Annotated in this window: 24 protein-coding genes; 9 read left to right on the forward strand and 15 right to left on the reverse strand. The window is 61.6% G+C overall.

Features of this window, described 5'->3' with window-relative positions; translation table 11 throughout:
- Positions 1–155 precede the first annotated feature (155 nt).
- The 6 genes from hemA (at position 156) to AACV02_RS00420 (ending at position 5,521) form a co-directional block, all read left to right on the forward strand.
- Entirely contained in the window at positions 156–1,445 is a 1,290-nt protein-coding gene (gene hemA / locus AACV02_RS00395) for a glutamyl-tRNA reductase (RefSeq protein ID WP_106578558.1), read from the forward strand.
- Positions 1,442–2,524, forward strand: coding sequence for a peptide chain release factor 1 (gene prfA / locus AACV02_RS00400; RefSeq protein ID WP_119736461.1), 1,083 nt, complete (start codon positions 1,442–1,444; stop codon positions 2,522–2,524). The genes hemA and prfA overlap by 4 nt, the downstream gene beginning before the upstream one ends.
- Complete coding sequence (prmC, locus tag AACV02_RS00405; protein ID WP_119736464.1) at positions 2,525–3,355, forward strand: peptide chain release factor N(5)-glutamine methyltransferase; 831 nt, start codon at positions 2,525–2,527, stop codon at positions 3,353–3,355.
- Positions 3,349–4,104, forward strand: a complete 756-nt coding sequence (moeB, locus tag AACV02_RS00410) for a molybdopterin-synthase adenylyltransferase MoeB (RefSeq protein WP_119736467.1) — start codon at positions 3,349–3,351, stop codon at positions 4,102–4,104. Before prmC ends, moeB begins: the two co-directional genes overlap by 7 nt.
- The gene (gene murI / locus AACV02_RS00415; RefSeq protein ID WP_119736469.1) at positions 4,097–4,891 is read left to right on the forward strand and encodes a glutamate racemase; all 795 of its coding nucleotides are present in this window, start codon (positions 4,097–4,099) and stop codon (positions 4,889–4,891) included. Before moeB ends, murI begins: the two co-directional genes overlap by 8 nt.
- 111 nt (positions 4,892–5,002) lie before the next feature.
- Complete coding sequence (locus tag AACV02_RS00420; protein WP_106578563.1) at positions 5,003–5,521, forward strand: acyloxyacyl hydrolase; 519 nt, start codon at positions 5,003–5,005, stop codon at positions 5,519–5,521.
- Between the two features lie 146 nt (positions 5,522–5,667).
- Here the strand turns inward: AACV02_RS00420 and AACV02_RS00425 are convergent, their stop codons facing one another.
- The 12 genes from AACV02_RS00425 to AACV02_RS00480 all read right to left on the reverse strand — a co-directional run bounded on the left by AACV02_RS00425 (position 5,668) and on the right by AACV02_RS00480 (position 15,674).
- A complete protein-coding gene (locus tag AACV02_RS00425; protein WP_016977069.1) occupies positions 5,668–5,973 on the reverse strand; it encodes a YkgJ family cysteine cluster protein in 306 nt (101 codons plus the stop codon).
- A 54-nt stretch (positions 5,974–6,027) separates the two neighbouring features.
- On the reverse strand, positions 6,028–6,519 hold the full coding sequence (locus AACV02_RS00430) for a DUF2878 domain-containing protein (RefSeq protein WP_119736471.1): 492 nt from the start codon (positions 6,517–6,519) through the stop codon (positions 6,028–6,030).
- Positions 6,512–7,783 (reverse strand): SAM-dependent methyltransferase, encoded by a 1,272-nt coding sequence (locus AACV02_RS00435; RefSeq protein ID WP_106578565.1) that lies wholly within the window; start codon positions 7,781–7,783, stop codon positions 6,512–6,514. Before AACV02_RS00435 ends, AACV02_RS00430 begins: the two co-directional genes overlap by 8 nt.
- Positions 7,770–8,579, reverse strand: coding sequence for a DUF1365 domain-containing protein (locus AACV02_RS00440; RefSeq protein ID WP_119736473.1), 810 nt, complete (start codon positions 8,577–8,579; stop codon positions 7,770–7,772). Before AACV02_RS00440 ends, AACV02_RS00435 begins: the two co-directional genes overlap by 14 nt.
- A complete protein-coding gene (locus tag AACV02_RS00445; RefSeq protein ID WP_119736476.1) occupies positions 8,576–9,823 on the reverse strand; it encodes an NAD(P)/FAD-dependent oxidoreductase in 1,248 nt (415 codons plus the stop codon). The genes AACV02_RS00440 and AACV02_RS00445 overlap by 4 nt, the downstream gene beginning before the upstream one ends.
- On the reverse strand, positions 9,820–10,602 hold the full coding sequence (locus AACV02_RS00450; protein ID WP_119736478.1) for an SDR family NAD(P)-dependent oxidoreductase: 783 nt from the start codon (positions 10,600–10,602) through the stop codon (positions 9,820–9,822). Before AACV02_RS00450 ends, AACV02_RS00445 begins: the two co-directional genes overlap by 4 nt.
- Positions 10,599–11,021 carry a nuclear transport factor 2 family protein gene (locus AACV02_RS00455; RefSeq protein WP_119736480.1) on the reverse strand — a complete coding sequence of 141 codons (423 nt, stop codon included), beginning with the start codon at positions 11,019–11,021 and terminating at the stop codon, positions 10,599–10,601. Before AACV02_RS00455 ends, AACV02_RS00450 begins: the two co-directional genes overlap by 4 nt.
- Entirely contained in the window at positions 11,014–12,456 is a 1,443-nt protein-coding gene (phrB, locus tag AACV02_RS00460) for a deoxyribodipyrimidine photo-lyase (protein ID WP_119736482.1), read from the reverse strand. The genes AACV02_RS00455 and phrB overlap by 8 nt, the downstream gene beginning before the upstream one ends.
- Positions 12,457–13,386 carry a MerR family transcriptional regulator gene (locus AACV02_RS00465; RefSeq protein ID WP_119736484.1) on the reverse strand — a complete coding sequence of 310 codons (930 nt, stop codon included), beginning with the start codon at positions 13,384–13,386 and terminating at the stop codon, positions 12,457–12,459. It abuts the gene before it with no gap.
- A 17-nt stretch (positions 13,387–13,403) separates the two neighbouring features.
- Positions 13,404–14,363, reverse strand: a complete 960-nt coding sequence (locus AACV02_RS00470) for a YbgA family protein (RefSeq protein ID WP_119736486.1) — start codon at positions 14,361–14,363, stop codon at positions 13,404–13,406.
- Between the two features lie 112 nt (positions 14,364–14,475).
- On the reverse strand, positions 14,476–14,691 hold the full coding sequence (locus AACV02_RS00475; RefSeq protein WP_119736488.1) for a TIGR02450 family Trp-rich protein: 216 nt from the start codon (positions 14,689–14,691) through the stop codon (positions 14,476–14,478).
- Positions 14,688–15,674 (reverse strand): NAD(P)/FAD-dependent oxidoreductase, encoded by a 987-nt coding sequence (locus tag AACV02_RS00480; protein WP_119736490.1) that lies wholly within the window; start codon positions 15,672–15,674, stop codon positions 14,688–14,690. The genes AACV02_RS00475 and AACV02_RS00480 overlap by 4 nt, the downstream gene beginning before the upstream one ends.
- Before the next feature lie 211 nt (positions 15,675–15,885).
- Here AACV02_RS00480 and AACV02_RS00485 point away from each other — a divergent pair, with 211 nt between their 5' ends.
- Together AACV02_RS00485 and hemH are read left to right on the forward strand one after the other, a co-directional pair.
- Entirely contained in the window at positions 15,886–16,785 is a 900-nt protein-coding gene (locus tag AACV02_RS00485) for a TIGR01777 family oxidoreductase (protein ID WP_119736492.1), read from the forward strand.
- Between the two features lie 14 nt (positions 16,786–16,799).
- The gene (gene hemH, locus AACV02_RS00490; protein WP_106578576.1) at positions 16,800–17,825 is read left to right on the forward strand and encodes a ferrochelatase; all 1,026 of its coding nucleotides are present in this window, start codon (positions 16,800–16,802) and stop codon (positions 17,823–17,825) included.
- A gap of 132 nt (positions 17,826–17,957) precedes the next feature.
- On the opposite strand, the gene AACV02_RS00495 is transcribed toward hemH, so the two are convergent.
- From AACV02_RS00495 to algW, 3 genes are all read right to left on the reverse strand, one after another.
- Entirely contained in the window at positions 17,958–18,677 is a 720-nt protein-coding gene (locus AACV02_RS00495; RefSeq protein WP_119736494.1) for a DUF4198 domain-containing protein, read from the reverse strand.
- 12 nt (positions 18,678–18,689) lie between these two features.
- A complete protein-coding gene (locus AACV02_RS00500) occupies positions 18,690–20,801 on the reverse strand; it encodes a TonB-dependent siderophore receptor (RefSeq protein WP_119736497.1) in 2,112 nt (703 codons plus the stop codon).
- 108 nt (positions 20,802–20,909) lie between these two features.
- Positions 20,910–22,064, reverse strand: a complete 1,155-nt coding sequence (algW, locus tag AACV02_RS00505; RefSeq protein WP_106578579.1) for a Do family serine endopeptidase AlgW — start codon at positions 22,062–22,064, stop codon at positions 20,910–20,912.
- 102 nt (positions 22,065–22,166) lie between these two features.
- Between algW and AACV02_RS00510 the strand changes: the two genes are divergently transcribed.
- The gene (locus AACV02_RS00510; RefSeq protein ID WP_119736499.1) at positions 22,167–22,925 is read left to right on the forward strand and encodes a Nif3-like dinuclear metal center hexameric protein; all 759 of its coding nucleotides are present in this window, start codon (positions 22,167–22,169) and stop codon (positions 22,923–22,925) included.
- Positions 22,926–23,143: the final 218 nt, after the last annotated feature.

Consider the following 23,143-nt stretch of genomic DNA (forward strand, 5'->3'; position numbering starts at 1 on the left):
CGGATCATCATGACACAAGCCTTCGGCCAAACATAACCGAGTCTCAGTTGGCGCCTTTATAGACACAAGGCATTAGGACAATAGCCTACGGTGGTTGTTCTGAATCATTCGAAGTAGGACAATTGTCGGCTTCCCGACATCATCAGCGATATTGAATGGCCTTCCTCGCACTCGGTATTAACCACAAGACTGCTTCCGTAGACGTGCGCGAGCGCGTGGCGTTTACGCCAGAGCAGTTGGTTGAGGCCTTGCAGCAGCTCTGCCGGCTCACCGACAGCCGCGAAGCTGCGATCCTTTCGACCTGCAATCGCAGTGAGCTTTATATAGAGCAGGAACATCTTTCAGCGGATGGGGTGCTGCGCTGGCTGGCCGATTATCACCATTTGAGCCTCGATGACCTGCGCGCCAGTGCGTATGTGCACGAAGAGGATGCGGCAGTTCGTCACATGATGCGCGTCGCCTCAGGGCTCGACTCGCTGGTGTTGGGCGAACCGCAGATCCTTGGCCAGATGAAATCTGCCTATGCCGTGGCCCGCGAGGCCGGCACCGTGGGGCCACTGTTGGGGCGGCTGTTCCAGGCCACCTTCAACTCGGCCAAGCAGGTGCGCACCGACACCGCCATCGGTGAAAACCCGGTGTCCGTGGCGTTTGCCGCCGTCAGTCTGGCCAAACAGATTTTCAGCGACTTGCAGCGCAGCCAGGCCCTGCTGATCGGCGCCGGGGAAACCATCACCCTGGTGGCGCGTCATCTGCACGACCTGGGTGTAAAGCGCATTGTGGTCGCCAACCGAACCCTGGAACGCGCGAGCATTCTTGCCGAGCAGTTTGGCGCCCATGCGGTGCTGCTGTCGGATATCCCGGCTGAACTGGTGCGCAGCGATATCGTCATCAGCTCCACCGCCAGTCAGTTGCCGATTCTTGGCAAAGGCGCGGTCGAGAGCGCGCTGAAGCTGCGCAAGCACAAACCGATCTTCATGGTGGATATCGCCGTTCCCCGCGATATCGAGCCGGAAGTCGGCGAGTTGGACGACGTTTACCTCTACAGCGTCGACGATCTGCACGAAGTGGTTGCCGAAAACCTCAAGAGTCGCCAGGGCGCCGCCCAGGCCGCCGAGGAAATGGTCAGCACCGGCGCTGAAGACTTCATGGTGCGCCTGCGCGAACTGGCAGCGGTCGACGTGCTCAAGGCGTATCGTCAGCAAGGCGAACGCCTGCGTGACGAGGAATTGATCAAGGCCCAGCGTCTGCTGGCCAACGGCAGCAGCGCCGAAGAGGTGCTGATGCAACTGGCGCGTGGCTTGACCAACAAATTGCTTCACGCTCCCAGCGTTCAGTTGAAAAAGCTTACCGCCGAAGGCCGCCTCGATGCGCTGGCCATGGCCCAGGAACTCTTTGCCCTCGGTGAGGGCGCGTCAGATAGCTCTTCGGATAAAAAACCGCAATGAAAGCGTCACTGCTCAATAAACTGGACGTGCTCCAGGACCGTTTCGAAGAACTGACCGCCTTGCTCGGCGATGGCGAGGTCATCTCCGATCAGACCAAGTTCCGCGCCTATTCCAAGGAATACGCCGAAGTTGAGCCCATTGTGGCCACCTACAAACACCTGATGAAAGTGCAGGCCGACCTCGAAGGCGCCCAGGCGCTGCTCAAGGACAGCGACCCGGACATGCGCGAAATGGCCGTGGAAGAGGTACGCGAGGCCAAGGAAAAGCTGGCCGAGCTGGAAGGCGACCTGCAGCGCATGCTGCTGCCCAAGGACCCCAACGACGGGCGCAACGTGTTCCTCGAAATCCGTGCCGGCACCGGTGGCGACGAGGCGGCGATCTTCTCTGGCGACCTGTTCCGCATGTACTCGCGCTACGCCGAGCGCCGTGGCTGGCGCGTCGAGATCCTGTCCGAAAACGAAGGCGAACACGGCGGCTATAAAGAAGTCATCGCCCGGGTTGAAGGCGACAACGTCTACGGCAAGCTGAAATTTGAATCCGGCGCGCACCGCGTGCAGCGGGTTCCGGCGACGGAGTCCCAGGGCCGTATCCACACCTCGGCGTGCACCGTGGCCGTGTTGCCCGAGCCGGACGAGCAGGAAGCCATCGAGATCAATCCGGCGGATTTGCGTGTCGACACCTACCGCTCATCGGGCGCTGGTGGTCAGCACGTCAACAAGACCGACTCGGCGATCCGCATCACGCACTTGCCGTCGGGCATTGTGGTGGAGTGCCAGGAAGAGCGTTCCCAGCACAAGAACCGTGCGCGTGCCATGTCCTGGCTGTCGGCCAAGCTCAACGACCAGCAGACCAGCGCCGCCGCCAACGCGATTGCCAGCGAGCGCAAGTTGCTGGTGGGTTCGGGCGACCGCTCCGAGCGCATCCGTACCTACAACTTTGCCCAGGGCCGGGTCACCGACCACCGGGTCAACCTCACGCTTTACTCCCTCGACGAGATTCTCGCCGGCGGTGTGGATGCGGTAATCGAACCGTTGCTCGCCGAATACCAGGCCGACCAATTGGCTGCGATAGGTGAATAAATGACCATCATCGCAAGCCTGCTGCGCGCCGCCGACCTGCCCGACTCGCCCACTGCGCGGTTGGATGTGGAGTTGTTGTTGGCCGCAGCCTTGGGTAAATCGCGCAGCTACCTGCACACCTGGCCGGAAAAAATCGTCAGCAGCGAACATGCGCTGACCTTTGCTGACTATTTGCAACGTCGTCGGGGCGGTGAGCCGGTGGCGTATATCCTCGGCCAGCAAGGCTTCTGGAAGCTGGACCTGGAGGTCGCGCCTCACACGCTGATCCCGCGTCCGGAAACCGAGCTGCTGGTGGAGGCCGCGCTGGAACTGTTGCCCGCCACGCCTGCCAGGGTTCTGGACCTGGGCACCGGCAGCGGCGCCATCGCCCTGGCCTTGGCCAGCGAACGTCCGGCCTGGCAGGTTACGGCGGTCGACCGCGTGCTCGAAGCCGTGGCCCTGGCTGAACGCAATCGCCAGCGCCTGCACCTGAAAAACGCCACGGTGTTGAGCAGCCATTGGTTCAGCGCCCTGCAAGGCCAAACCTTCGACCTGATCATCAGCAACCCGCCGTACATTGCCGATAACGATCCCCATCTGGTGGCCGGCGACGTGCGGTTTGAACCGGCCAGCGCGCTGGTGGCGGGGCATGATGGCCTGGATGACTTGCGGTTGATCATTGCCCAATCTCCAGCCCACTTGAATGCGGCTGGCTGGCTGTTACTCGAACATGGCTACGATCAGGCGGCGGCCGTACGTGACCTGTTGCTTGGCGCAGGCTTTGAAGCGGTACACAGCCGCCTTGACCTCGGCGGCCACGAGCGCATCACCCTGGGACGCCGGCCGTGCTGACCGATCAGGAGCTGTTGCGCTATAGCCGACAGATTCTGTTGCAACATGTCGACATCGAAGGCCAATTGCGCCTCAAAAACGCCCGCGCCCTGATTGTCGGCCTGGGCGGTCTGGGCGCGCCTGTCGCGCTGTACCTCGCCGCTGCCGGTGTGGGCGAGCTGCACCTGGCCGACTTCGACACCGTCGACCTGACCAACCTGCAACGCCAGATCATCCACGACACCGACAGCGTCGGGCAGACCAAGGTCGATTCGGCCCTGCGTCGTCTCGCGGCGATCAACCCTGAAGTCAAACTGCTTGCTCACCGCGCAGCGCTGGATGCCGATTCACTGGCCGCAGCAGTAGCGGCGGTGGACGTGGTGCTCGATTGCAGCGACAACTTTTCTACCCGTGAAGCGGTGAACGCTGCCTGTGTTGCTGCCGCCAGGCCATTGATCAGCGGCGCAGCGATTCGCCTCGAAGGGCAGTTGTCGGTGTTCGACCCGCGCCGCGCCGACAGCCCGTGCTACCACTGTTTGTACGGGCACGGCAGCGACACTGAACTGACCTGCAGCGAAGCCGGCGTCGTCGGTCCGTTGGTTGGCGTGGTCGGCAGCCTGCAAGCCCTGGAAGCCTTGAAATTGCTGGCCGGTTTCGGTGAGCCGTTGGTGGGTCGCTTGCTGCTGATTGATGCGTTGACCACACGTTTTCGCGAATTGCGCGTCAAGCGCGACCCCGGTTGCAGTGTCTGCGGGACGCAGCATGGTTAAGAGCGCGCCCATCGGTGTGTTCGATTCCGGCATCGGCGGCTTGACCGTGCTGGAAGAAATTCAGCAGTTATTGCCCCATGAAACGCTGCTGTACGTGGCTGATTGCGGGCATATCCCCTACGGCGAGAAAACCCCTGCATTCATTCTTGAGCGCTCCCGGCGTGTCGCCGAATTTTTCCGCGAGCAAGGCGCCAAGGCGTTTGTGATTGCCTGCAACACGGCGACCGTCGCCGCCGTCGCCTATTTGCGCGAGGACTATCCGGACTGGCCCCTGGTAGGCATGGAACCCGCCGTCAAACCCGCCGCCGCCGCCACTCGCAGCGGCGTGGTCGGTGTACTCGCCACCACCGGCACCCTGCAAAGTGCCAAGTTCGCCGCTTTGCTTGATCGCTTCGCCACCGACGTGCGTGTGATCACCCAGCCGTGCCCGGGCCTGGTGGAGTTGATTGAAAGCGGCGACCTCGACAGCCCCGAGCTGCGCCAGATGTTGCGCGGCTATGTCGAACCGCTGCTCAGCGCCGGTTGTGACACGATTATTCTGGGCTGCACCCACTATCCCTTCCTCAAGCCGCTTCTGGCGCAGATGCTTCCCCAAAGCATCATCCTGATCGATACCGGCGCTGCCGTGGCACGCCAGCTCAAGCGTTTGCTGGGCGAGCGTGACCTGTTGGCCCGCGGCAACCCTGAGCCGGCCCGGTTCTGGACGAGCGGTAACGTCGATCATTTAAGAAATATCCTACCGACACTATGGAAACATCCCGGAGTTGTGCGAAGCTTCGACGCGTGAAAAATTCGTGAAATACCGGGGTTAGACGCTGAACTTCTGGCTATGCGCGCGCTTCTATAGCGAGTTAGCCTGTACAAAACCATACAACTTCGTTCTCAAGGACTGTTTCTTATGAAGCGCTTGTTCTGTTTGGCTGCGATTGCGGCCGCCGTGGTAGGACACTCTGTTTCGGCCCAGGCCGCTGGCCTGGAATTTGGTGTGGGGAGCACCAGCGATTCGACCATGACCTATCGGTTGGGGCTGACATCGGATTGGGATAAAAGCTGGTGGCAGAGCGATACCGGCCGGCTGACCGGCTACTGGAGCGGCGCTTACACCTATTGGGAGGGCGACAAACGTGCGGGCGCCAGCAGCCTGTCGTTCTCGCCAGTGTTTGTGTATGAGTTTGCCGGGGCATCGGTAAAACCTTACATCGAGGCCGGCATCGGGGTGGCGGCATTCTCGCGCACACGCCTGGAAGACAACAACATCGGCCAGTCCTTCCAGTTTGAGGACCGCCTGGGCTTTGGTTTGCGTTTTACCGGTGGGCATGAGGTGGGCATTCGTGCCACGCACTATTCCAACGCGGGCATCAGCAGCAATAACGACGGCGTAGAAAGCTACGCGCTGCACTACACCATGCCGCTGTAAACCAGCGCAGTTTTTCAGAACCCTGCAAAACCAAATGCGGGAGCGGGCTTGTTCGCGAAGGGTGGGTGTCAGTCACTGAATAATTGACTGTACACCGCCTTCGCGAGCAAGCCCGCTCCCACATTTAATCCTCGTAACGTTCAGCGCTAGCGATACGCCGTCGCAATTCCTTCACGCTCGGTCAGGCATTCCGGCGCACCCATCTCGAACTCCCGGCAGATCAGCGGCCGTCGCTCGTAAATCGTGCACATCATGGTGTCCCGGTCCAGCGCCGCACACCAGCCATCATCCAGACGCAGCATCACTTCGCCGCCCCAGTCGTCGGTATCGATATAGCGCTCCGGCACGCCGGTGTCGGTGATCAGCATCACTTCCAATTGGCAGCAGCAGGCCGCGCACGTCGAGCAAGTGACGGCGGGTTCGGTGATTTGAGTGTGGGGGATGTTGGTCATAGGCGCGCAGTGTAAGGCAAGCGTGTCAGGTAGGTGTAAAAGCTCTGACGGACGTCAGTGCCCCAGTTGTCGGGCGATCCAGTGCAGCACCGGGAACACCAGCGCCCAAAGCAGCGCCAGGCCGATCAGGGTTGGCGCCGTGCCGTAACCAAAACTTACGCCGGCCAATTGGCTGCCCGCGTAATAAGACAACGGCCCGCCGACTGCGCCCAACACGCTGGCGCGCCACCAGGGCTGGGCACTCCAGGCCAGGCAATGGCGTAGCGTGGTGGCGAGCAACGCCCACAGCAGCACCAGCCAAAACGGAATCAGCGGCCCCGGAAAACTGAAATGAAAGACGCCAAAGGTGCGCAATGCGGTATCCACCACAGTGCCCAGCAGCGTGACGGCGAGGATCACCCGGCCTTCCCGCGACCATGAACTTATCCACAGCAGGTGAATGGCCAGCACTGCACCGACCACCAGCAACCATCCGCTGTCGCCCCCCAGCACACAGGCAAACCAGCCGCACTGGAACAGTACGGCGTTCGCCAGCGATTTAAGCACTGAAGCGCCCGAGCAAGGGTGGGTTGATTGCCGCAGGTTTTGCCAGCAGCAACTGCGCGGTGCCTATCGTACGTTCCATGAACCCACCTTCGCAGTAGCACAAATAGAACTCCCACAAGCGCAGGAAGTATTCATCGTAGCCCAACTCGGCGAGCCGGCCATGGGCGCGGCGGAAGTTCTCATGCCACAGGCGCAGGGTTTTTGCGTAGTGCAGGCCGAAGTCTTCCATGTGCAGCAGGTTCATGTCGGTGTCGCGGCTGACAATGTGCAGCATGTTCTGCACGCAGGGCAGGGCGCCGCCGGGGAAAATATAGCGCTGGATGAAATCGACGCTGTTCTTGGCCTGCTCAAAACGCTGCTCGCGAATGGTGATGGCTTGCAGCAGCATCAGGCCGTCGCTCTTGAGCAAATGCGCGCATTGCTTGAAGTAGGTCGGCAGGAAGCGATGGCCCACCGCTTCGATCATCTCGATGGACACCAACTTGTCGTATTGACCGGTCAGGTCGCGGTAGTCCTGCAACAACAGGGTCACCTGGTCCTGCAGTCCCAGGGCCTCGATGCGCTTTTGGGTGTAGGCAAACTGCTCTTTGGACAAGGTGGTGGTGGTGACTTTGCAGCCATAGTGCTGCGCTGCGTACAGCGCCATGCTGCCCCAGCCGGTGCCGATTTCGAGCAGATGGTCGGTGGGCTTGAGTGCAAGCTTTTGGCAGATGCGCTCCAGCTTGTTCAATTGCGCCTGTTCCAGGGTGTCATCGGGCGTCAGAAATTGCGCCGCCGAGTACATCATGGTCGGGTCGAGGAATTCTTCGAACAGGTCGTTGCCCAGGTCATAGTGGGCGGCGATGTTTTTCTGCGAGCCCTTGCGCGTATTGCGGTTAAGCCAGTGCAGGCCTTGAGTGAAGGGGCGTGCCAGGCGCGCCAGGCCACCTTCCATGGCGTCGAGCACCTCAAGGTTGCTGACCATCACGCGCACCACGGCGGTCAAGTCCGGGCTGGTCCAGTAACCGTGGATAAACGCCTCGCCGGCGCCGATCGAGCCGTTGGCCGCCACCAGACCCCACACTGCCGAGTCGAGGATCTGGATTTCTCCCAGCAGGTGCGCTTCGCGGGCGCCGAACACTTGGCGTTCGCCGTCCTCGATCACCACCAGTTGGCCGTGGCGCAGTTGGCTGAGTTGGCGCAGCACGGCCTTGCGCAGCAATGCGCTGGTCATGCCGTTGACGTTCAGGCGATTGGTCTTGACCGATAAGCTAGGGGATTTCATGGCGGCGATCCTTGGTATACCCGACTGCGGTGCGAGAGGCGCCATCGGCGGCCTGATGGGAAAAAATCGGTGTGCGTTTGAGCAACAGGCGCATGGCCTGCCAGTAAATTGCCAGGCACGTCTTGGCGGTCATCCACGGGAAGCGCCACAGGTAGCGATGCAGGCTGGCGCGGTTCAACGCCTCCTTGTGCAGGCTCAGCGTGGCGTCGAAAACCTTCAGCTCACCTTGCCAGTCGGCCATGTGCACGCCGATCTTGGCGGCGGGCGGGCTGAAACTCATGCGGTATTCCAGGTCGCGCGGCAAAAACGGCGACACATGGAAGGCCTTGGCCACGGCGAAGTGCTGATGCTCATCGGCGCCGAGCGCCTGGGCCGGCAGCACGTAGTGATAACGCTCGCGCCATGGGGTGTTGGTCACTTCACACAGGATCGCGGCCAGTTGCCCATCGGCCTCGAAGCAGTAGAAGAAACTCACCGGGTTAAAAGCCAGGCCCCAACTGCGAGCCTGGGTCAGTAGGCAGATAACGCCCTGGGGCTCGCGCCCCAGTGCCTTGCCAACTTCCTGGCGCACGGCATCGCTCAAGCTCATGCCGTGGCGCGTGAATTCACGCAGGTAATCCTGCTGGCGAAAGCCGAAGGGCGCCAGGCGGCCGGCGCCGGCCAGGGGCGACAGCCCGAGCACTTCGTCCTGTTCGCTTAAATCCAGGTACAGCAGGCCGATGCGGTAGCGAAAGGCGTGAGCCTTGGGCGCAAACCGGCGATGGGCGATCCAGCCGCTGTACAGGGCGCTGTTCACAGGGTTTCTCCAAAGGCTTGAGCCACGCGCAATGCGCTGACCACGCCGTCTTCGTGGAAACCATTGGCCCAGTAGGCGCCGCAAAAAAAGGTGTTGCGCGTGCCCGCCAATTCTTCCCAGCGCGCTTGGGCAGCGACCGCCGCGAGGCTGTATTGCGGGTGCGCGTAGGTGAAGCGCGCGAGGATCTTCAGCGGGTTGATCATTGGCGTCTGGTTAAGGCTGACGCAAAAGGTGGTGGCGCTGTCGATGCCTTGCAGAATGTTCATGTCGTAAGTGACGGCGGCCTGGGTTTGGGTATCGCCGGTCAGCCGATAATTCCAGCTGGCCCAGGCGAGCTTGCGGTCCGGCAGCAGGCGCGTGTCGGTGTGCAGCACCACATCGTTGTCGGCGTAAGGCAGCGCGCCGAGGATTTCCTGTTCAGCCGTGCTGGGGTCGGCCAGCAAGGCCAGGGCCTGGTCGCTGTGGCAGGCCAGCACGACCCGGTCAAAGGTCTCGCTGCCGGCGGCGCTGTGGATCACAACGCCGTCGTCGGTACGCTCGACGTTATGCACCGGGCAATTGAGGCGCACCTGTTCGCGAAAGCCGCGCGTCAGCGGTTCGATGTAGCTGCTCGACCCGCCCTCGATCACGCACCACTGCGGCCGGTTGTTCACCGAGAGCAAACCGTGGTTCTTGAAAAAGCGCACAAAGAACTGCAACGGAAAGCCGAGCATGTCAGCCAGGGACATCGACCAGATCGCCGCGCCCATCGGCACGATGTAATGCCGGATAAAGCGTGGGCCGTAGCCGCCGGCTTCGAGGTAATCGCCCAGGGTCATCTCGGCGCTGATGCGCTGTTCCTGCAGGTCCAGCGGTGCCTGGCGATTGAAGCGCAGAATGTCGCGCAACATGCCCCAGAACCCTGGCGACAGGATATTGCGGCGTTGGGCAAACAGGCTGTTGAGGTTGTTGCCGTTGTACTCGAATCCGGCGCTTTGGTCGCACACCGAAAAACTCATTTCGGTGGGTTTGAAGGTGACGCCAATCTGCCCCAGCAAGCGAATGAAGTTGGGGTAGGTCCAGTCGTTGAACACGATAAACCCGGTGTCCACCGCGTAGCGTTTACCCTCAACCGTGACGTCGACCGTGTGGGTATGCCCGCCGATGCGCTCGCCCGCTTCGAACACCGTGATGTCGTGGCGACGGCTGAGCAGGTAAGCGCTGGTCAGCCCGGCGATGCCGCTGCCGATAATGGCGATCTTCACAGGTCGTCCCTCTTCGGTGGCGGGCTGCGCAACATGCGTTTGCCGATGATCAGTTGCGCACGGTTGGGCAGCTTCGACAGCGGCCACAAAGTGGCGATAAACATGGCGGGAAAGGCAATTTCCAGCGGACGTTTTGCCAGCTTGGCGAAGATATGCCGGGCGGCCTTGTCGGCGGACCAGCTCAGGGGCATCGGGAAGTCGTTGCGTTCGGTCAGCGGGGTGTCGACAAAGCCCGGGCTGATCACCGTGACGTCAATGTTCTCCGGCGACAGGCTGATGCGCAGGGATTCGAACAGGTAGCGCAGCCCGGCCTTGGACGCACCATAGGCTTCGGCGCGGGGCATGGGCAGGTAGGTGACAGCGCTGGCCACGCCGACCAGGTGCGGGGAATGCCCGGCGCGCAACAGCGGCAGCGCAGCTTCGATGCAATAGCTGCTGGCCAGCAAGTTGGTGCGCACCACGTACTCGACAATCGATGCATCAAATTGCTTGGCATCGACATATTCACAGGTGCCAGCGTTGAGAATCACCGTATCGACGGAGCCCCAGACCACGCCGATGTGCTCGCCGATCTCACGCACGGTCTGGCTGTTGGTCAGGTCGCCAGCCACCACCAGCACTTGGCCTGGATAACGTTGGGCGAGGGCTTCCAGCGGGCCTTTCGTGCGTGAGCTGAGGGCCACGTGGGCGCCGCTGTTGAGCAGCTCCACGGCCAGCGACGCGCCGATGCCACTGCTGGCGCCGGTCAGCCAATATCGGCGAGGCGGTGTAAGGCTCATCCCATTCTCCTTTTCAGCCAACTGACGACGCGGCCGAGTACTGGCAGGTGTTCGTAGAGCAGAGCGCCTGCATCGAAATAATCCCGGTGCCGGTACACCTTGTCGCGCCACATCAGGTGTGAGCAGCCTTCAACCCGGATCACCTTGCCGCTGTTCAGGCGCGGGTGGCAAAAACTCATCTTCCAGCGCAGGTAGCCTTCGCCTTCGGCCACTTGGTCGAAGCCGTGAAAGTCAAAACGCAGCTGGCTCACATTGCCATACAGCTCGGTGAAATAGCGGTGCAGCGCCGTCAGCCCGTGCACTTCATGCAGCGGGTCGGTGAAGGCGATGTCCTTGCTGTAGAGGCTGTCGAGCAGGTGTAGGTTGTGCTTGTCCAGCGTCGCAAAGGCCTGGGCGAACCGGTGCAGGAAGTCACTCATGTTCGGCATCCCCCTGGCGCGAGGGCAGGCTGCGGAAGGCGGCCAAGGCGCGCTCGCGGGACTTTTTCAGGTCGACGATAGCGCGTGGGTAATCGGCCACGCCAAACAGGCCGCCGACCGCCTCGGGGTTGTGCACTTCCTTTTTGTTCAGCGCCGCCAGTTCCGGCAGCCAGTGCTTGATGAACACGCCTTCGCTGTCGAATTTTTCCGACTGGCTCAGCGGGCTGAAAATCCGGAAATACGGCGCCGAGTCGGTGCCGGTGGAGGAGCTCCACTGCCAGCCGCCGTTGTTGGCGGCCAGATCGCCGTCGATCAGGTGGCGCATGAAGAAGCGCTCGCCTTCGCGCCAGTCGATCAGCAGGTTCTTGGTCAGGAACATCGCGACCACCATGCGCAGGCGATTGTGCATCCAGCCGGTTTCGAGCAATTGGCGCATGGCGGCGTCGATGATCGGCAAGCCGGTGCGCGCTTGCTGCCAGGCGGCGAGGTCCTTGGGCGCATCGCGCCAGGCCACCGCTTCGGTCTCGGGACGGAAAGCGCGGTGGCGCGACACCCGTGGATAGCCGACCAGAATATGCTTGTAGAACTCGCGCCAGAGCAGCTCGTTGATCCACGTGATCGCGCCGATATCGCCACTTTCAAACTCGCCCTGGTTGGTTTGCAAGGCGGCATGCAGGCACTGGCGGGGCGAGACTACGCCGGCGGCAAGGTAGGCGGACAGTTGGCTGGTGCCGGGTTTGGCCGGGAAGTCGCGCTCATCTTTGTAGTAGCTGATTTGTTGATCAGCGAAAGCGTCGAGACGGCGGCGTGCTTCGTCTTCACCGGCCGGCCAGAGCGCGCGCAAGGCTTCGCCGGGCGGCTCGAACCCTTCGACCTGTGCAGGTATCGGATCGCTTTTCAGCTTGATCGGCGCCTGGGCTTTGGGTGTCGCCACCACGCGGGGAAGGGCGCTGTGCAGGCGGCTGTAGCAGACTTTGCGGAATTGGCTGAAGACCTGAAAGTACGTGCCGGTTTTGGTCAGCACGCTGCCGGGCTGGAAGAACAATTGGTCCAGGTAGCTGTGGAACGTCACGCCCTGGGTTTCCAGAGCCTGGGCCACGGCGGCATCGCGACGGGTTTCGTGGATGCCGTATTCCTCATTGACGTGGACCGACTCGACCGACAGCTCCCGACACAGCGTGCCCAGTACGGCGGGCGCCTGGTCCCAGGTCGCGGTGGTGCGGATCAGCAGGGGAATGTTCAGCTCGCCGAGCGCCTGGCTCAAGTGCTGCAGGTTGCGCAGCCAGAAGTCGACTTTGCACGGCGCGTCATCGTGGGCCAGCCACTGTTCGGGAGTGATCAGGTACACGGCCGCAACCGGGCCTCGCTGGCAGGCGGCGGCCAGGGCGGTGTTGTCGTGTACGCGCAAGTCGGTGCGCAGCCAGATCAAATGCATTTAAAGAAGTCCACGCTGGATCAGAATCAAGTGGGCCGACAACGGGTCTTCGGCCACGAACAATTCAGGGGTTTCACGGGTTAATACGGCCAACTCGGCCTGGTGGATGCATACCGTTGGTCCGGCAATCAGCGTCGGGCAATCGACGCCGCCCAGCAGTTTGGTGAGCGTCGACACCTGCAGGGCCTTGCTCGAATACAGCAGCACGGCCCGCGGTTGCAGGTGCTCCACCGCTAACGCCAACTCACCGACCGGCAACGGCCAATCGAAGACTTCCACTGGGCAATCGGCGCTGCTGGCCAGCCAGGCGCTGAGCCACACATGCGGCTCCAGCGGCAAGTCCGAGTGGTTGACCAGCAGCAGCGGGGCGCCTTGCAGCTGGCGATTGTTGTGATAGATGCGCGCACCGAACTTGCTGCGCAGCCAGGACAGGAAAAATACCCGCTCCATTTGCGCGCCGAACTGGCCTTGCCAGCGTTGTTCGAGTTCCTGGAGCAGCGGCAGCAGCAGCTGCTCGCACAGGGTACGTGGCGGGTACAACGCCATGGCTTGGTTGAACGCATCGTCGACCCGGCGCTCGGCCAACGCGCTGATGGCGTTCACCAGGTTCTGGCGCAGCGCGTGCCATTCGTTTTCGACGGTGTCGGGGCTGGCTTGGGCCGAGTCGATCAAGCCTTTGACCTGGCTGACCGGCACGCCGCGGTTGAGCCAGGTCAGGATGGTGTGGATGCGTTGCACGTGTTCGGCGCTGAACAGCCGGTGGCCTTTGGGCGTGCGCTGGGGCACGATCAGGCCGTAGCGGCGTTCCCAGGCGCGCAGGGTCACGGCGTTGACGCCGGTCTGGCGCGCCACTTCGCGAATGGGCAGCCAACCGTCCTGGAGGGCTTGGGCGATGTCTTCGCCGGGTTCGTCTTGCAGGTCAGCTTTCATAATGTACTTTTCATGGGTCAGATCGCATTACGCAGGCTGAGGTTTTCAGGGTGCGGTTGCAGGTAGGCCTGCTGCGCGATGTAACGGTCCGGGTGTTGGCGGAAGTGGTGTTTGAGCAGGGTCAATGGCACCACCAGCGGTACGATGCCGGTACGGTACTGGCCGATGACGGTTTGCATTTCCTGCTTGTCGTCGGCGCTGATGGCCTGTTTGAGGTAGCCGCTGATGTGTTGCAGCACATTGGTGTGAGTGCCGCGGGTGGCGCATTTTTTCAGGCCGGTCATCAGTTCGCTGAAATAGCCGGCGGCCAGTTCGTCGAGACGGGTGTCCTTGCCCATGCTGCCCAGCAGGTGGCCGAGGCTTTTGTAATGCACCGGGCTGTGGGCCATCAGCAGGTATTTGTAGCGCGAGTGAAATGCCAGCAGGCGGTGGCGGGTCAGGCCCTCGGCCAGCAGTTGTTGCCAGCTGGCGTACACAAAGACGCGGGTCAGGAAGTTCTCCCGCAACACCGGGTCATTCAGCCGACCGTCTTCTTCCACCGGCAGGTTGGGGTGGCGTGCGCAGAACGCCTGCGCATAGATGCCGCGCCCGCCGCCGTCGACAGGTGTGCCGTTTTCACGGTAGACCTTGACCCGTTCCAGGCCACACGACGGCGACTTTTGCATGAAGATGTAGCCGCACAGGTCGGTGTGTTCCAGCGCCATCTGCTGGCCGTATTCGTCCAGTGGCTGCGTAACGTTGAGTTCACGGCGCACCGTGCCGACGGCCTGCGGCTGGGCAGGGTCGCCCACCAGGCGGATCGGTTCGCGGGGGATGCCCAGGCCGATTGCAACTTCAGGGCACAGCGGCACAAAGTCGAAGTAGTCAGCGAGCGTCTGGCTGCACAGCAGGGATTGTTTGTGTCCGCCATTGAAGCGCACGTTTTCGCCTAACAGGCACGCGCTGATGGCGATCTTCGGTTTTCCAGTGCTGGACATGTTCAAACCTCTCCGAGATTCCTGTACAAACTCTTGAGTCTGTACAACTAAATCTCATCATAGGTTTGATGCTGTACAAGTCAAATATTTTGTACAAGTATTTTCAGGCGAACTACTTCCAGCCAATTCGCCAGTCTTCGGCATTTTGCAACGTTTGCCAGGCCAGGCGTTCAGCACGGAGAGTCATGACGGCTTGCAGCTCGATTTCCAGCACAGTGCCTTCCTCGTCACGGAACAATTCTGTGACCAAGAAGTGTTTCTCCTTGTTGCGAGGACGAGCTGCTGTCCACTTCGACAGCAGCAGTTTGGCGGGATTGATGCGGTTCATTGCAAGTGCTCGATCAAACGTCGCGCCGCTTCCTGGCCGCTGAGCCAAGCGCCTTCGACCCGGCCGGACAGGCACCAGTCGCCGCACACATACAAGCCCAGGTCAGCATCGGCCAGGACCCCGAATTCATGCGCGCTGGAGGGTCGCGCGTACAGCCAGCGATGCGCCAGGCTGAAAGAAGGCGCGGGCATGGCACTGTGCAGCAGCTCTGCGAAGGCGCCGTGCAGGTGTTCGATCACGGCTTCTTTGGGCAAATCCAGGTGCGCCTTGCTCCACGCGCTGGTGGCGTGCAGGACCCACGTGTCGAGGGCGGTATCGCGCCCCGGTTTGCTGCGGTTGCGCGCGAGCCAGTCAAGCGGGCTGTCCTGGACGAAACAGCCTTCCATTGGTGTATCCAGAGGTTTATCGAAAGCCAGCGCGATGGCCCAGGTCGGGTCCATTTTCACACCCGCAGCGGCACCCGCCAGCTTCGGCGCGGCGGCGAGCAGCGCGGTGGCCTGGGGCGCCGGCGTGGCAATCACGACGTGACTGAACGGGCCGTGATTGCCGCCGTCGGCGTCCAGCAGGTTCCAGTGCTGTTTGCCTTGGAACACTTCGGTGATGCGGCAACCGAATTCCACCGGCAAGTCATCCAGCAGCGCACGGGTGATAGCACTCATGCGCGGCGTACCGACCCAGCGGATTTGCTCGTCGGGAGAGGGCGTGAGCTGACCGGACTTGAAGTTGTACAGCTGGGGTTTCCACTGCTCGGCCCAGCCGTTGCTTTGCCAGCGTTGCACTTCGTTGACGAAGCGCCGGTCGCGGGCTGTGAAGTATTGCGCACCCATGTCCAACGCGCCGGCGTCGCTGCGCTTGCTGGACATGCGGCCGCCGCTGCCGCGGCTTTTATCGAAGAGTTGTACAGCGTGCCCCGCGTCTCGTAACGCTCGGGCGGCGGAGAGACCGGCGATGCCGGTGCCGATGATCGCGATGGGAACAGTCATGGGAGGCCTCGTTTTACCGTTGGGTACAGACTACGCCGACACCAATAGCTGTACAATATTGTTTTTTGGTATAAGTTTTGGCGTACCTGTTCTTACGGCGTGGCCTATGGTTAAAGCTAAGGCTCAACCAAGAGCCACGCCCGATTGCAATTGATCCCTGCTTATAAAATAGACCAGTTATCGGCGGCGAACGTTACATGAGGAGTGTCCCATGCATATTTTGCTGACCGGCGGTACCGGCTTGATCGGTCGCCAGCTGTGCCAACGCTGGCTTGCCCAAGGGCATCGCTTGACCGTTTGGAGCCGTGAACCGGACACCGTTGCCAAGTGGTGCGGTGCGCAAGTGTTGGGCGTTGGCCGCTTGCAAGACGTGATCGGCCGCGTGGATGCGGTGGTCAATCTAGCCGGCGCGCCCATTGCTGATCGGCCCTGGACCAAAAAGCGCAAGGCCTTGTTGTGGAGCAGCCGCATCAGTCTCACCGAAACGCTGTTGGCGTGGATGGAAGGCCAGGCGCAAAAACCTCAGGTGCTGATTTCCGGTTCGGCGGTCGGTTGGTACGGCGACGGCGGCGAGCGCGAATTGACCGAGGCCAGCGGCCCGGTGCAGGACGACTTCCCGAGCCAGCTGTGTATCGCCTGGGAAGAAACGGCCCTGCGCGCCGAAGCCATGGGCATCCGCGTGGTGCTGGTGCGCACCGGCCTCGTGCTGGCGGCGAAGGGCGGCTTTTTGTCGCGGCTGTTGCTGCCGTTCAAGCTGGCGCTGGGCGGGCCGATCGGCGATGGTCGGCAGTGGATGCCGTGGGTTCATATCAAAGATCAAATCGCCCTGATTGATTTTCTTCTGCACAAGGCGGACGCCAGCGGTCCTTATAATGCCTGCGCGCCACACCCGGTGCGCAACCGCGAATTCGCCAAGACCCTGGGCCAGGTGCTGCACCGTCCCGCGTTCATGCCGATGCCGGCGTTTGCATTGAAGGTCGGGCTGGGTGAGTTGTCCGGGTTGTTGCTCGGCGGGCAAAAAGCTGTGCCCGAACGGCTGTTGGCGGCCGGCTTCACTTTTCAGTTCACTGAGTTGCACGCGGCCCTGGAAGACTTGTCCAGCCGCCTCTAGAGATAGGATGTTGCATGACGGATCACGCGTTGTTACTGGTCAACCTGGGTTCACCGGCCTCCACCTCGGTGGCCGATGTGCGCAGCTACCTCAATCAGTTCCTGATGGACCCTTACGTGATCGACCTGCCGTGGCCGGTGCGGCGGTTGCTGGTGTCGCTGATCCTGATCAAGCGCCCCGAGCAGTCGGCGCATGCCTACGCGTCGATCTGGTGGGACGAGGGTTCACCGCTGGTAGTCCTGAGTCGGCGTTTGCAGCAGCAAATGACCGCGCAGTGGACGCAGGGCCCGGTGGAGCTGGCGATGCGTTATGGCGAACCGTCGCTTGAAACGACGCTGACGCGCCTGGCTGCCCAGGGGATCAAGAAAGTCACCCTGGCGCCGTTGTACCCGCAGTTTGCCGACAGCACCGTGACCACCGTGATTGAAGAAGCCAAGCGTGTGGTGCGCGACAAAAAGCTCAACGTGCAGTTTTCGATCCTGCAGCCCTTTTACGATCAGCCGGAATACCTCGAGGCACTGGTTGCGAGCGCCCGGCCGTACGTCGAGCAGGATTACGATCATTTGCTCCTGAGTTTTCACGGCCTGCCCGAGCGTCATCTGAAAAAGCTCGACCCCACCGGCGGGCATTGTTTCAAGGATGCAAACTGCTGCCAGAACGCGTCGCCCGAGGTGCTTGCCACCTGCTATCGCGCGCAATGCTTCAGCGTTGCACGGGAATTTGCCGCGCGCATGGGCCTGCCGGATGGCAAGTGGTCGGTGGCATTCCAGTCGCGCCTGGGTCGGGCCAAATGGATCGAACCCTACACCGAAGCCCGCCTGGAAGCCCTGGCCCAGCAAGGCGTGAAAAAGCTGCTGGTGATGTGCCCGGCGTTTGTTGCCGATTGCATTGAGACGCTGGAAGAGATTGGGGATCGTGGGTTGGAGCAGTTCCGCGAAGCAGGCGGCGAGGAGTTGGTGTTGGTGCCGTGCCTCAATGATGACCCGCAGTGGGCGGCGGCGCTGAACACGTTGTGTGAAAGAGCGCCCTTGGCCCTGTGATCAGATTGTCGAAACGATAGAGATCAACTGTGGGAGCGGGCTTGCCCGCGAATGCGCATTGTCAGTCAACGACTGTATTGACTGTGCCACCGCCTTCGCGAGCGAGCCTGCTCCCACAGGGTTTTGTAGGGCTTATTCGTGATGCGGCTCACCCAGGAACGTCAGCGAACTGAACAGCCCGCGCGTCGCCACATCGGCATTGTCCTTGAGCGGGATCTCCACCTGCGCCGCGATCACATTCAACCCTTCGTTACGCACCAGCACCTGGGCGCGACCATCTTTGCCGGTCTCGGTGCTCAAGGTGTTCGGCGCATTGCGATAGTCGCCCACCAGCTTGATCCCCGCCGCAGGCTTGCCATCCAACAGCACCCGTACCGGCAGTGACCGGCCAGGTCCTACCGTCAGCGGGTCCACTTCAGGCAGGATCAGCAGCTTGATCTGATCCAGCTTCGGCAACTTTGCCCCCGGCTGATAAATCGCCAGGCTGTATTTGAAGGTCTGGGTCGATGCAATCGCTCCCGGCACATGGCTGCGGCCCTGGTTGATCCACTTCTTGTCCGGCGTTTGCGACCACATGCCGTTATCCAACGCCACGGCTAAAACGGCGGGCGATTTGAGCGGCTTGAGGCGCGCGTGGTCGGCAAGGCGTTCTACGGTGACCGGAATCATCTTAGCGCTGGCGTCATACGCCCAGGCGCCGCTGATTTTCTCGGCCTTGAAGGCGTTGTCCTCGGCGCCGTGGCCGTAGATCACTTCGATATTGCCGCGCCGCTGTTCGGTCCACAGGCCGTGGGCAGAAACTTGGCTGGCACACAGCAGGCCGAGCACGGCCAGGGATTTTAAGGCTTGCATGGGAGCGTCCTTTTACAGGTTGAGGGTCAGGCTGACGGTGACGTTGCGCGGCTCACCGGGCGTGACCCAGTAATTGCTGTAGGAGCGCTCGTAGTACTTTTCGTCGAATAGGTTGTTGAGGTTCAGGCCCACGGTGACGCTCTCGCTGGCTTTGTAATGCGCCAGCAGGTCGACGGTGTGGTAAGCAGGCAGTTCGAAACGGCTGCCAGCCTCGCCGGAGCGGTCACCGACGTAGGTGAACGCTGCGCCCAGGTCCGAGCCGCGCAACACGCCATTCTGGAATTCATACACGCCCAGCAGGCTGGCGCTGCGCTTGGCCACGCCGAGAATTCGGCTGCCGGTAGGGATGGCTTTGTCACCCTTGGTCACTTCGGCGTCGATGTAGGCGAAGGCGCCGATGACGCGTACGGCGTCGGTCACTTGCCCACTCAGTTGCAGGTCAACACCCTGGCTGCGCGCCTTGCCCATGGCGCGCTGTGTATCGGTGGCGGGGTCGAGGGCGAGGACATTTTTCTTTTCAATGTGGAAGGCGGCGAGGGTGGTGCTCAGGCGATCGTCGAACAGCTCGCTCTTGAGCCCAATTTCATAACCGACGCCTTCTTCTGGCTCGAAGGATTTACCGCCGGCATCCAGGCCGTTGTTCGGTTTGAACGACGTTGACGCGTTGGCGAACACGCCGACTTGCGGCGTGAGTTGGTAGAGCAAGCCGGCGCGCTGGGTCAGGGCATCATGGGTTTGCCGGCTCTTGGCGTGGTTGCGGGTGAAGTCATCGGTGCTTTGTTCGACGTGTTCGAAGCGCGCACCGAGCATGCCGCGCAGGCGGTCGGTGAAGACGATCTGGTCCTGCAGGTTCAGTGCCTGGCTCTTCACCTGTTCGAAGACGTCGGTGCCGGAGCGCGCGCCGTTGGGTTTGGCCTGGCCATAGATCGGTTTATAGATGTCGATGGGGTAGAGGCTGCCGGCAATCGCCGTCACGCGTTCTTTTTTGCGGTAATCCTCGTATTCGCTGCCGATCAGCAGTTCATGCTGCCAACTGCCGATGTCGAACAGGCCGCGCAGTTCGAGCTGGGTAATGCTGTCATGCCAACCGGTGGAGCGTTCGCGATATCGGCGGTTGACGGTGTGGCCGTCGGCATTCAGCGCGCGGCTTTCCGAGGCGTCGCCCCACAGGCTGCCCTGTTTGTAGTGGCTGGCGAGGCGCACTTGCCAGGCGTCGTTGAGGTGGTGTTCCACGGCGGCCTGGAGGCGGTTGTTGTGGTTGCGGATGTTGCCGTCGTTGGGCTCGCCGAGGAAGGTCGAGCGGGACATGCCAAGGGGCGCAACGATGCCACGGTCGAAGGTTGAGCTGTGGCGCACGAACTCGCTTTCCACAAGCAGGCGGGTGTCCGGGTCCAATCGCCAGCTGAAAGATGGCGCGACGAATACGCGCTTGGCGTCAACGTGGTCGCGAAAGCTGTGATTGTCTTCCACCGCCACGTTCACGCGCGACAGCATGCGGCCGTCACTGTCCAGTGGCGTGTTCACATCAAGGGCTGGGCGGTAGCGGTCCCAGCTGCCGGCACTGGTTTGCACGGTGGTGAAGGCTTGCGGTTGGGGTTTTTTGCTGACGATGTTGACGGTGCCGCCGGGATCGCCACGCCCGTAGAGGCTGGCGGCAGGGCCTTTGAGCACTTCAATGCGCTCGATATTGGCCGCGTCTGGCGTGCTCGGGTAGCCACGGTTGGCGCTGAAACCATCCTGGTAGAACTGCGAAGTAGTGAAGCCGCGCACGCTGTACTCGTAAAGCGTCAGGCCGCCGAAGTTGTTTTGCTTGGACACGCCGCCGGCAAATTCCAGGGCGCGTTCCACGCTGGTGCTGCCCAAGTCGTTGAGCACCGTGGCGGGAATCACGCTGATCGATTGTGGGATGTCACCCAGGGCCGTGTCAGTTTTGGTCGCGCTGGCAGAGCGGGTGGCGCGATAGCCTTTGACAGGGCCCGTGGCAGATTCATAGGCGTCGCCGGTGACGCTGATGGTGTCCAGTTCGACGGTGTTGTCTTGGAGGTAGTTGTCTTCGGCGTAGGCGGGGTCGAGCAGCAATCCCAAGGCCAGACCAGCCAGTGGGGTAAATCTACGAGGCGGCATGATAGAGCGTTCCAATGTCTATATTGAAACAATATAACATGCCTAATGAGAATGGATTTCTTTTGAAATATTAGGTTACAGGAGCCCGCGAACGGGCTCCCAATCCCGTTATTCCTCTTCTTTCACCGGCGCCGGCGGTGGACGCAGGCCGATTTCTGCCAGCAGTTTGATCTCTTTGCCGTTGCGCATTACCTGGATTGCCACCTTGTCGGTCGGCTTGATCCGCGCGACCTGGTTCATCGACTTGCGGCCATCACCGGCCGGTTCGCCATCGATGCTGAGGATCACATCGCCCAGTTGCAGGCCGGCTTTCTGGGCCGGGCCGTCGCGGAAGATCCCGGCGACCACGATGCCAGGGCGTCCGGTCAAACCGAACGACTCAGCCAATTCCTTGGTCAGCGGCTGTACTTCGATGCCCAGCCAGCCACGAATCACCTGGCCGTGCTCGATGATCGACTTCATCACTTCCATGGCCAGCTTCACCGGGATCGCAAAACCGATGCCCTGGGAGCCGCCGGATTTGGAGAAAATCGCCGTATTGATGCCGGTCAGGTTGCCATTGGCATCCACCAAGGCGCCGCCGGAGTTGCCCGGGTTGATCGCCGCGTCGGTCTGGATAAAGTCTTCGTAGCTGTTGAGCCCCAACTGATTACGCCCGGTGGCGCTGATGATGCCCATGGTCACCGTCTGGCCGACGCCAAACGGGTTGCCGATCGCCAGTGCCACGTCACCGACGCGCAGCCCTTCAGAGCGGCCGATGGTGATCGAAGGCAGGCTTTTCAAATCGATCTTCAGCACCGCGAGGTCGGTTTCCGGGTCGCTGCCAACCACACGGGCCAGGGTTTCGCGCCCGTCGCGCAGGGCCACGACGATCTGGTCGGCACCCGTGGTCACGTGGTTGTTGGTGAGGATGTAGCCTTCGGGGCTCATGATCACCCCGGAACCCAGGCTGGATTCCATGCGGCGCTGCTTGGGGCCGTTGTCGCCGAAATAGCGGCGAAATTGCGGGTCTTCAAACAGCGGATGCGCCGGTTTGTTGATGACCTTGGTGGTGTACAGGTTGACCACGGCGGGCGCGGCGATGACCACAGCGTCCGCATAAGTCACCGGACCTTGCACCACCGAACTGGTTTGCGGAGCCTGTTGCAGGTTCACATCAAGGCTGGGTAGGCCCACCCACTGGGGATAACGCTGAATAATCAGCATCGCGATCAGCACGCCAGCCAACAATGGCCATCCAAAAAAACGCAGTGCCTTGAGCATCAAGTAAGTCCTGACAGGTTGCAGGGGGCGGGAGAGCGCCCATAATGTCGCGCATTATACGAGGCTGCGAGCGCCTCGGAACGGGATATTTAGGAGTCTTTTATGGCCGTCCCCCTTACCACCCTCGTCGAGGAAGCGGACCGCTACCTTGGCAGCGCAAAAATTGCCGATTATTGCCCCAATGGCCTGCAGGTCGAGGGCCGTCCGCAGGTGATGCGCATCGTCAGCGGCGTGACCGCAAGCCAGGCGCTGCTGGATGCCGCGGTCGAAGCCCAGGCCGACCTGGTGCTGGTGCACCATGGTTATTTCTGGAAGGGCGAAAACCCATGCATCACCGGCATGAAACAGCGCCGCCTGAAAACCCTGCTCAAGCACGACATCAGCCTGCTCGCCTACCACCTGCCGCTGGACCTGCACGCGGACGTGGGCAATAACGTGCAACTCGCCCGCCAGCTGGACATTACCGTCGAAGGCCCGCTGGACCCGAGCAACCCCAAAATCGTCGGCTTGGTCGGTTCCCTCGCCGAGCCCCTGTCGCCTCGCGACTTTGCTCGCCGTGTGCAGGATGTGATGGGCCGTGAGCCGCTGCTGATCGAAGGCAGCGAAATGATCCGCCGCGTCGGTTGGTGCACGGGCGGCGGTCAGGGTTACATCGACGACGCGATTGCCGCTGGCGTCGACTTGTACCTGAGCGGCGAGGCATCCGAGCAAACCTTCCACAGCGCGCGGGAAAACGACATCAGCTTTATCGCCGCAGGCCACCACGCCACTGAGCGCTATGGCGTGCAGGCATTGGGCGATTACCTGGCGCGGCGTTTTGCCTTGGAGCATCTGTTCATCGATTGCCCCAACCCGATCTGAGCCTCACAGCAGGCCCCTGTGGGAGTTGGCTTGCCTGCGATGGCATCACCGCCGTTTACCTGACTGACCGAGGTGCCTGTATCGCAGGCAAGCCAGCTCCCACAAAAAGCCCGCTCCCACATTCGACCGAGTTGGGCCAAACCCAGCGGCATATTCATATACCGTTTCGATCTAGCCGGCTCCCTGAATAGAAGAAGGTGCTGTGCTAGCATGCCCCG

The sequence above is a fragment of the Pseudomonas sp. Larv2_ips genome (assembly GCF_963879675.1).
GTDB lineage: Bacteria > Pseudomonadota > Gammaproteobacteria > Pseudomonadales > Pseudomonadaceae > Aquipseudomonas.

Excerpts from the sequence above, each read along its gene's own strand:
- hemA (WP_106578558.1), top strand. The coding sequence starts at position 156 with ATGGCCTTCCTCGCACTCGGTATTAACCACAAGACTGCTTCCGTAGAC.
- prfA (WP_119736461.1), top strand. The coding sequence starts at position 1,442 with ATGAAAGCGTCACTGCTCAATAAACTGGACGTGCTCCAGGACCGTTTC.
- prmC (WP_119736464.1), top strand. The coding sequence starts at position 2,525 with ATGACCATCATCGCAAGCCTGCTGCGCGCCGCCGACCTGCCCGACTCG.
- murI (WP_119736469.1), top strand. The coding sequence starts at position 4,097 with ATGGTTAAGAGCGCGCCCATCGGTGTGTTCGATTCCGGCATCGGCGGC.
- AACV02_RS00420 (WP_106578563.1), top strand. The coding sequence starts at position 5,003 with ATGAAGCGCTTGTTCTGTTTGGCTGCGATTGCGGCCGCCGTGGTAGGA.
- AACV02_RS00425 (WP_016977069.1), bottom strand. The coding sequence starts at position 5,973 with ATGACCAACATCCCCCACACTCAAATCACCGAACCCGCCGTCACTTGC.
- AACV02_RS00435 (WP_106578565.1), bottom strand. The coding sequence starts at position 7,783 with ATGAAATCCCCTAGCTTATCGGTCAAGACCAATCGCCTGAACGTCAAC.
- AACV02_RS00450 (WP_119736478.1), bottom strand. The coding sequence starts at position 10,602 with ATGAGCCTTACACCGCCTCGCCGATATTGGCTGACCGGCGCCAGCAGT.
- AACV02_RS00455 (WP_119736480.1), bottom strand. The coding sequence starts at position 11,021 with ATGAGTGACTTCCTGCACCGGTTCGCCCAGGCCTTTGCGACGCTGGAC.
- phrB (WP_119736482.1), bottom strand. The coding sequence starts at position 12,456 with ATGCATTTGATCTGGCTGCGCACCGACTTGCGCGTACACGACAACACC.
- AACV02_RS00465 (WP_119736484.1), bottom strand. The coding sequence starts at position 13,386 with ATGAAAGCTGACCTGCAAGACGAACCCGGCGAAGACATCGCCCAAGCC.
- AACV02_RS00470 (WP_119736486.1), bottom strand. The coding sequence starts at position 14,363 with ATGTCCAGCACTGGAAAACCGAAGATCGCCATCAGCGCGTGCCTGTTA.
- AACV02_RS00475 (WP_119736488.1), bottom strand. The coding sequence starts at position 14,691 with ATGAACCGCATCAATCCCGCCAAACTGCTGCTGTCGAAGTGGACAGCA.
- AACV02_RS00480 (WP_119736490.1), bottom strand. The coding sequence starts at position 15,674 with ATGACTGTTCCCATCGCGATCATCGGCACCGGCATCGCCGGTCTCTCC.
- AACV02_RS00485 (WP_119736492.1), top strand. The coding sequence starts at position 15,886 with ATGCATATTTTGCTGACCGGCGGTACCGGCTTGATCGGTCGCCAGCTG.
- hemH (WP_106578576.1), top strand. The coding sequence starts at position 16,800 with ATGACGGATCACGCGTTGTTACTGGTCAACCTGGGTTCACCGGCCTCC.
- AACV02_RS00495 (WP_119736494.1), bottom strand. The coding sequence starts at position 18,677 with ATGCAAGCCTTAAAATCCCTGGCCGTGCTCGGCCTGCTGTGTGCCAGC.
- AACV02_RS00500 (WP_119736497.1), bottom strand. The coding sequence starts at position 20,801 with ATGCCGCCTCGTAGATTTACCCCACTGGCTGGTCTGGCCTTGGGATTG.
- algW (WP_106578579.1), bottom strand. The coding sequence starts at position 22,064 with ATGCTCAAGGCACTGCGTTTTTTTGGATGGCCATTGTTGGCTGGCGTG.
- AACV02_RS00510 (WP_119736499.1), top strand. The coding sequence starts at position 22,167 with ATGGCCGTCCCCCTTACCACCCTCGTCGAGGAAGCGGACCGCTACCTT.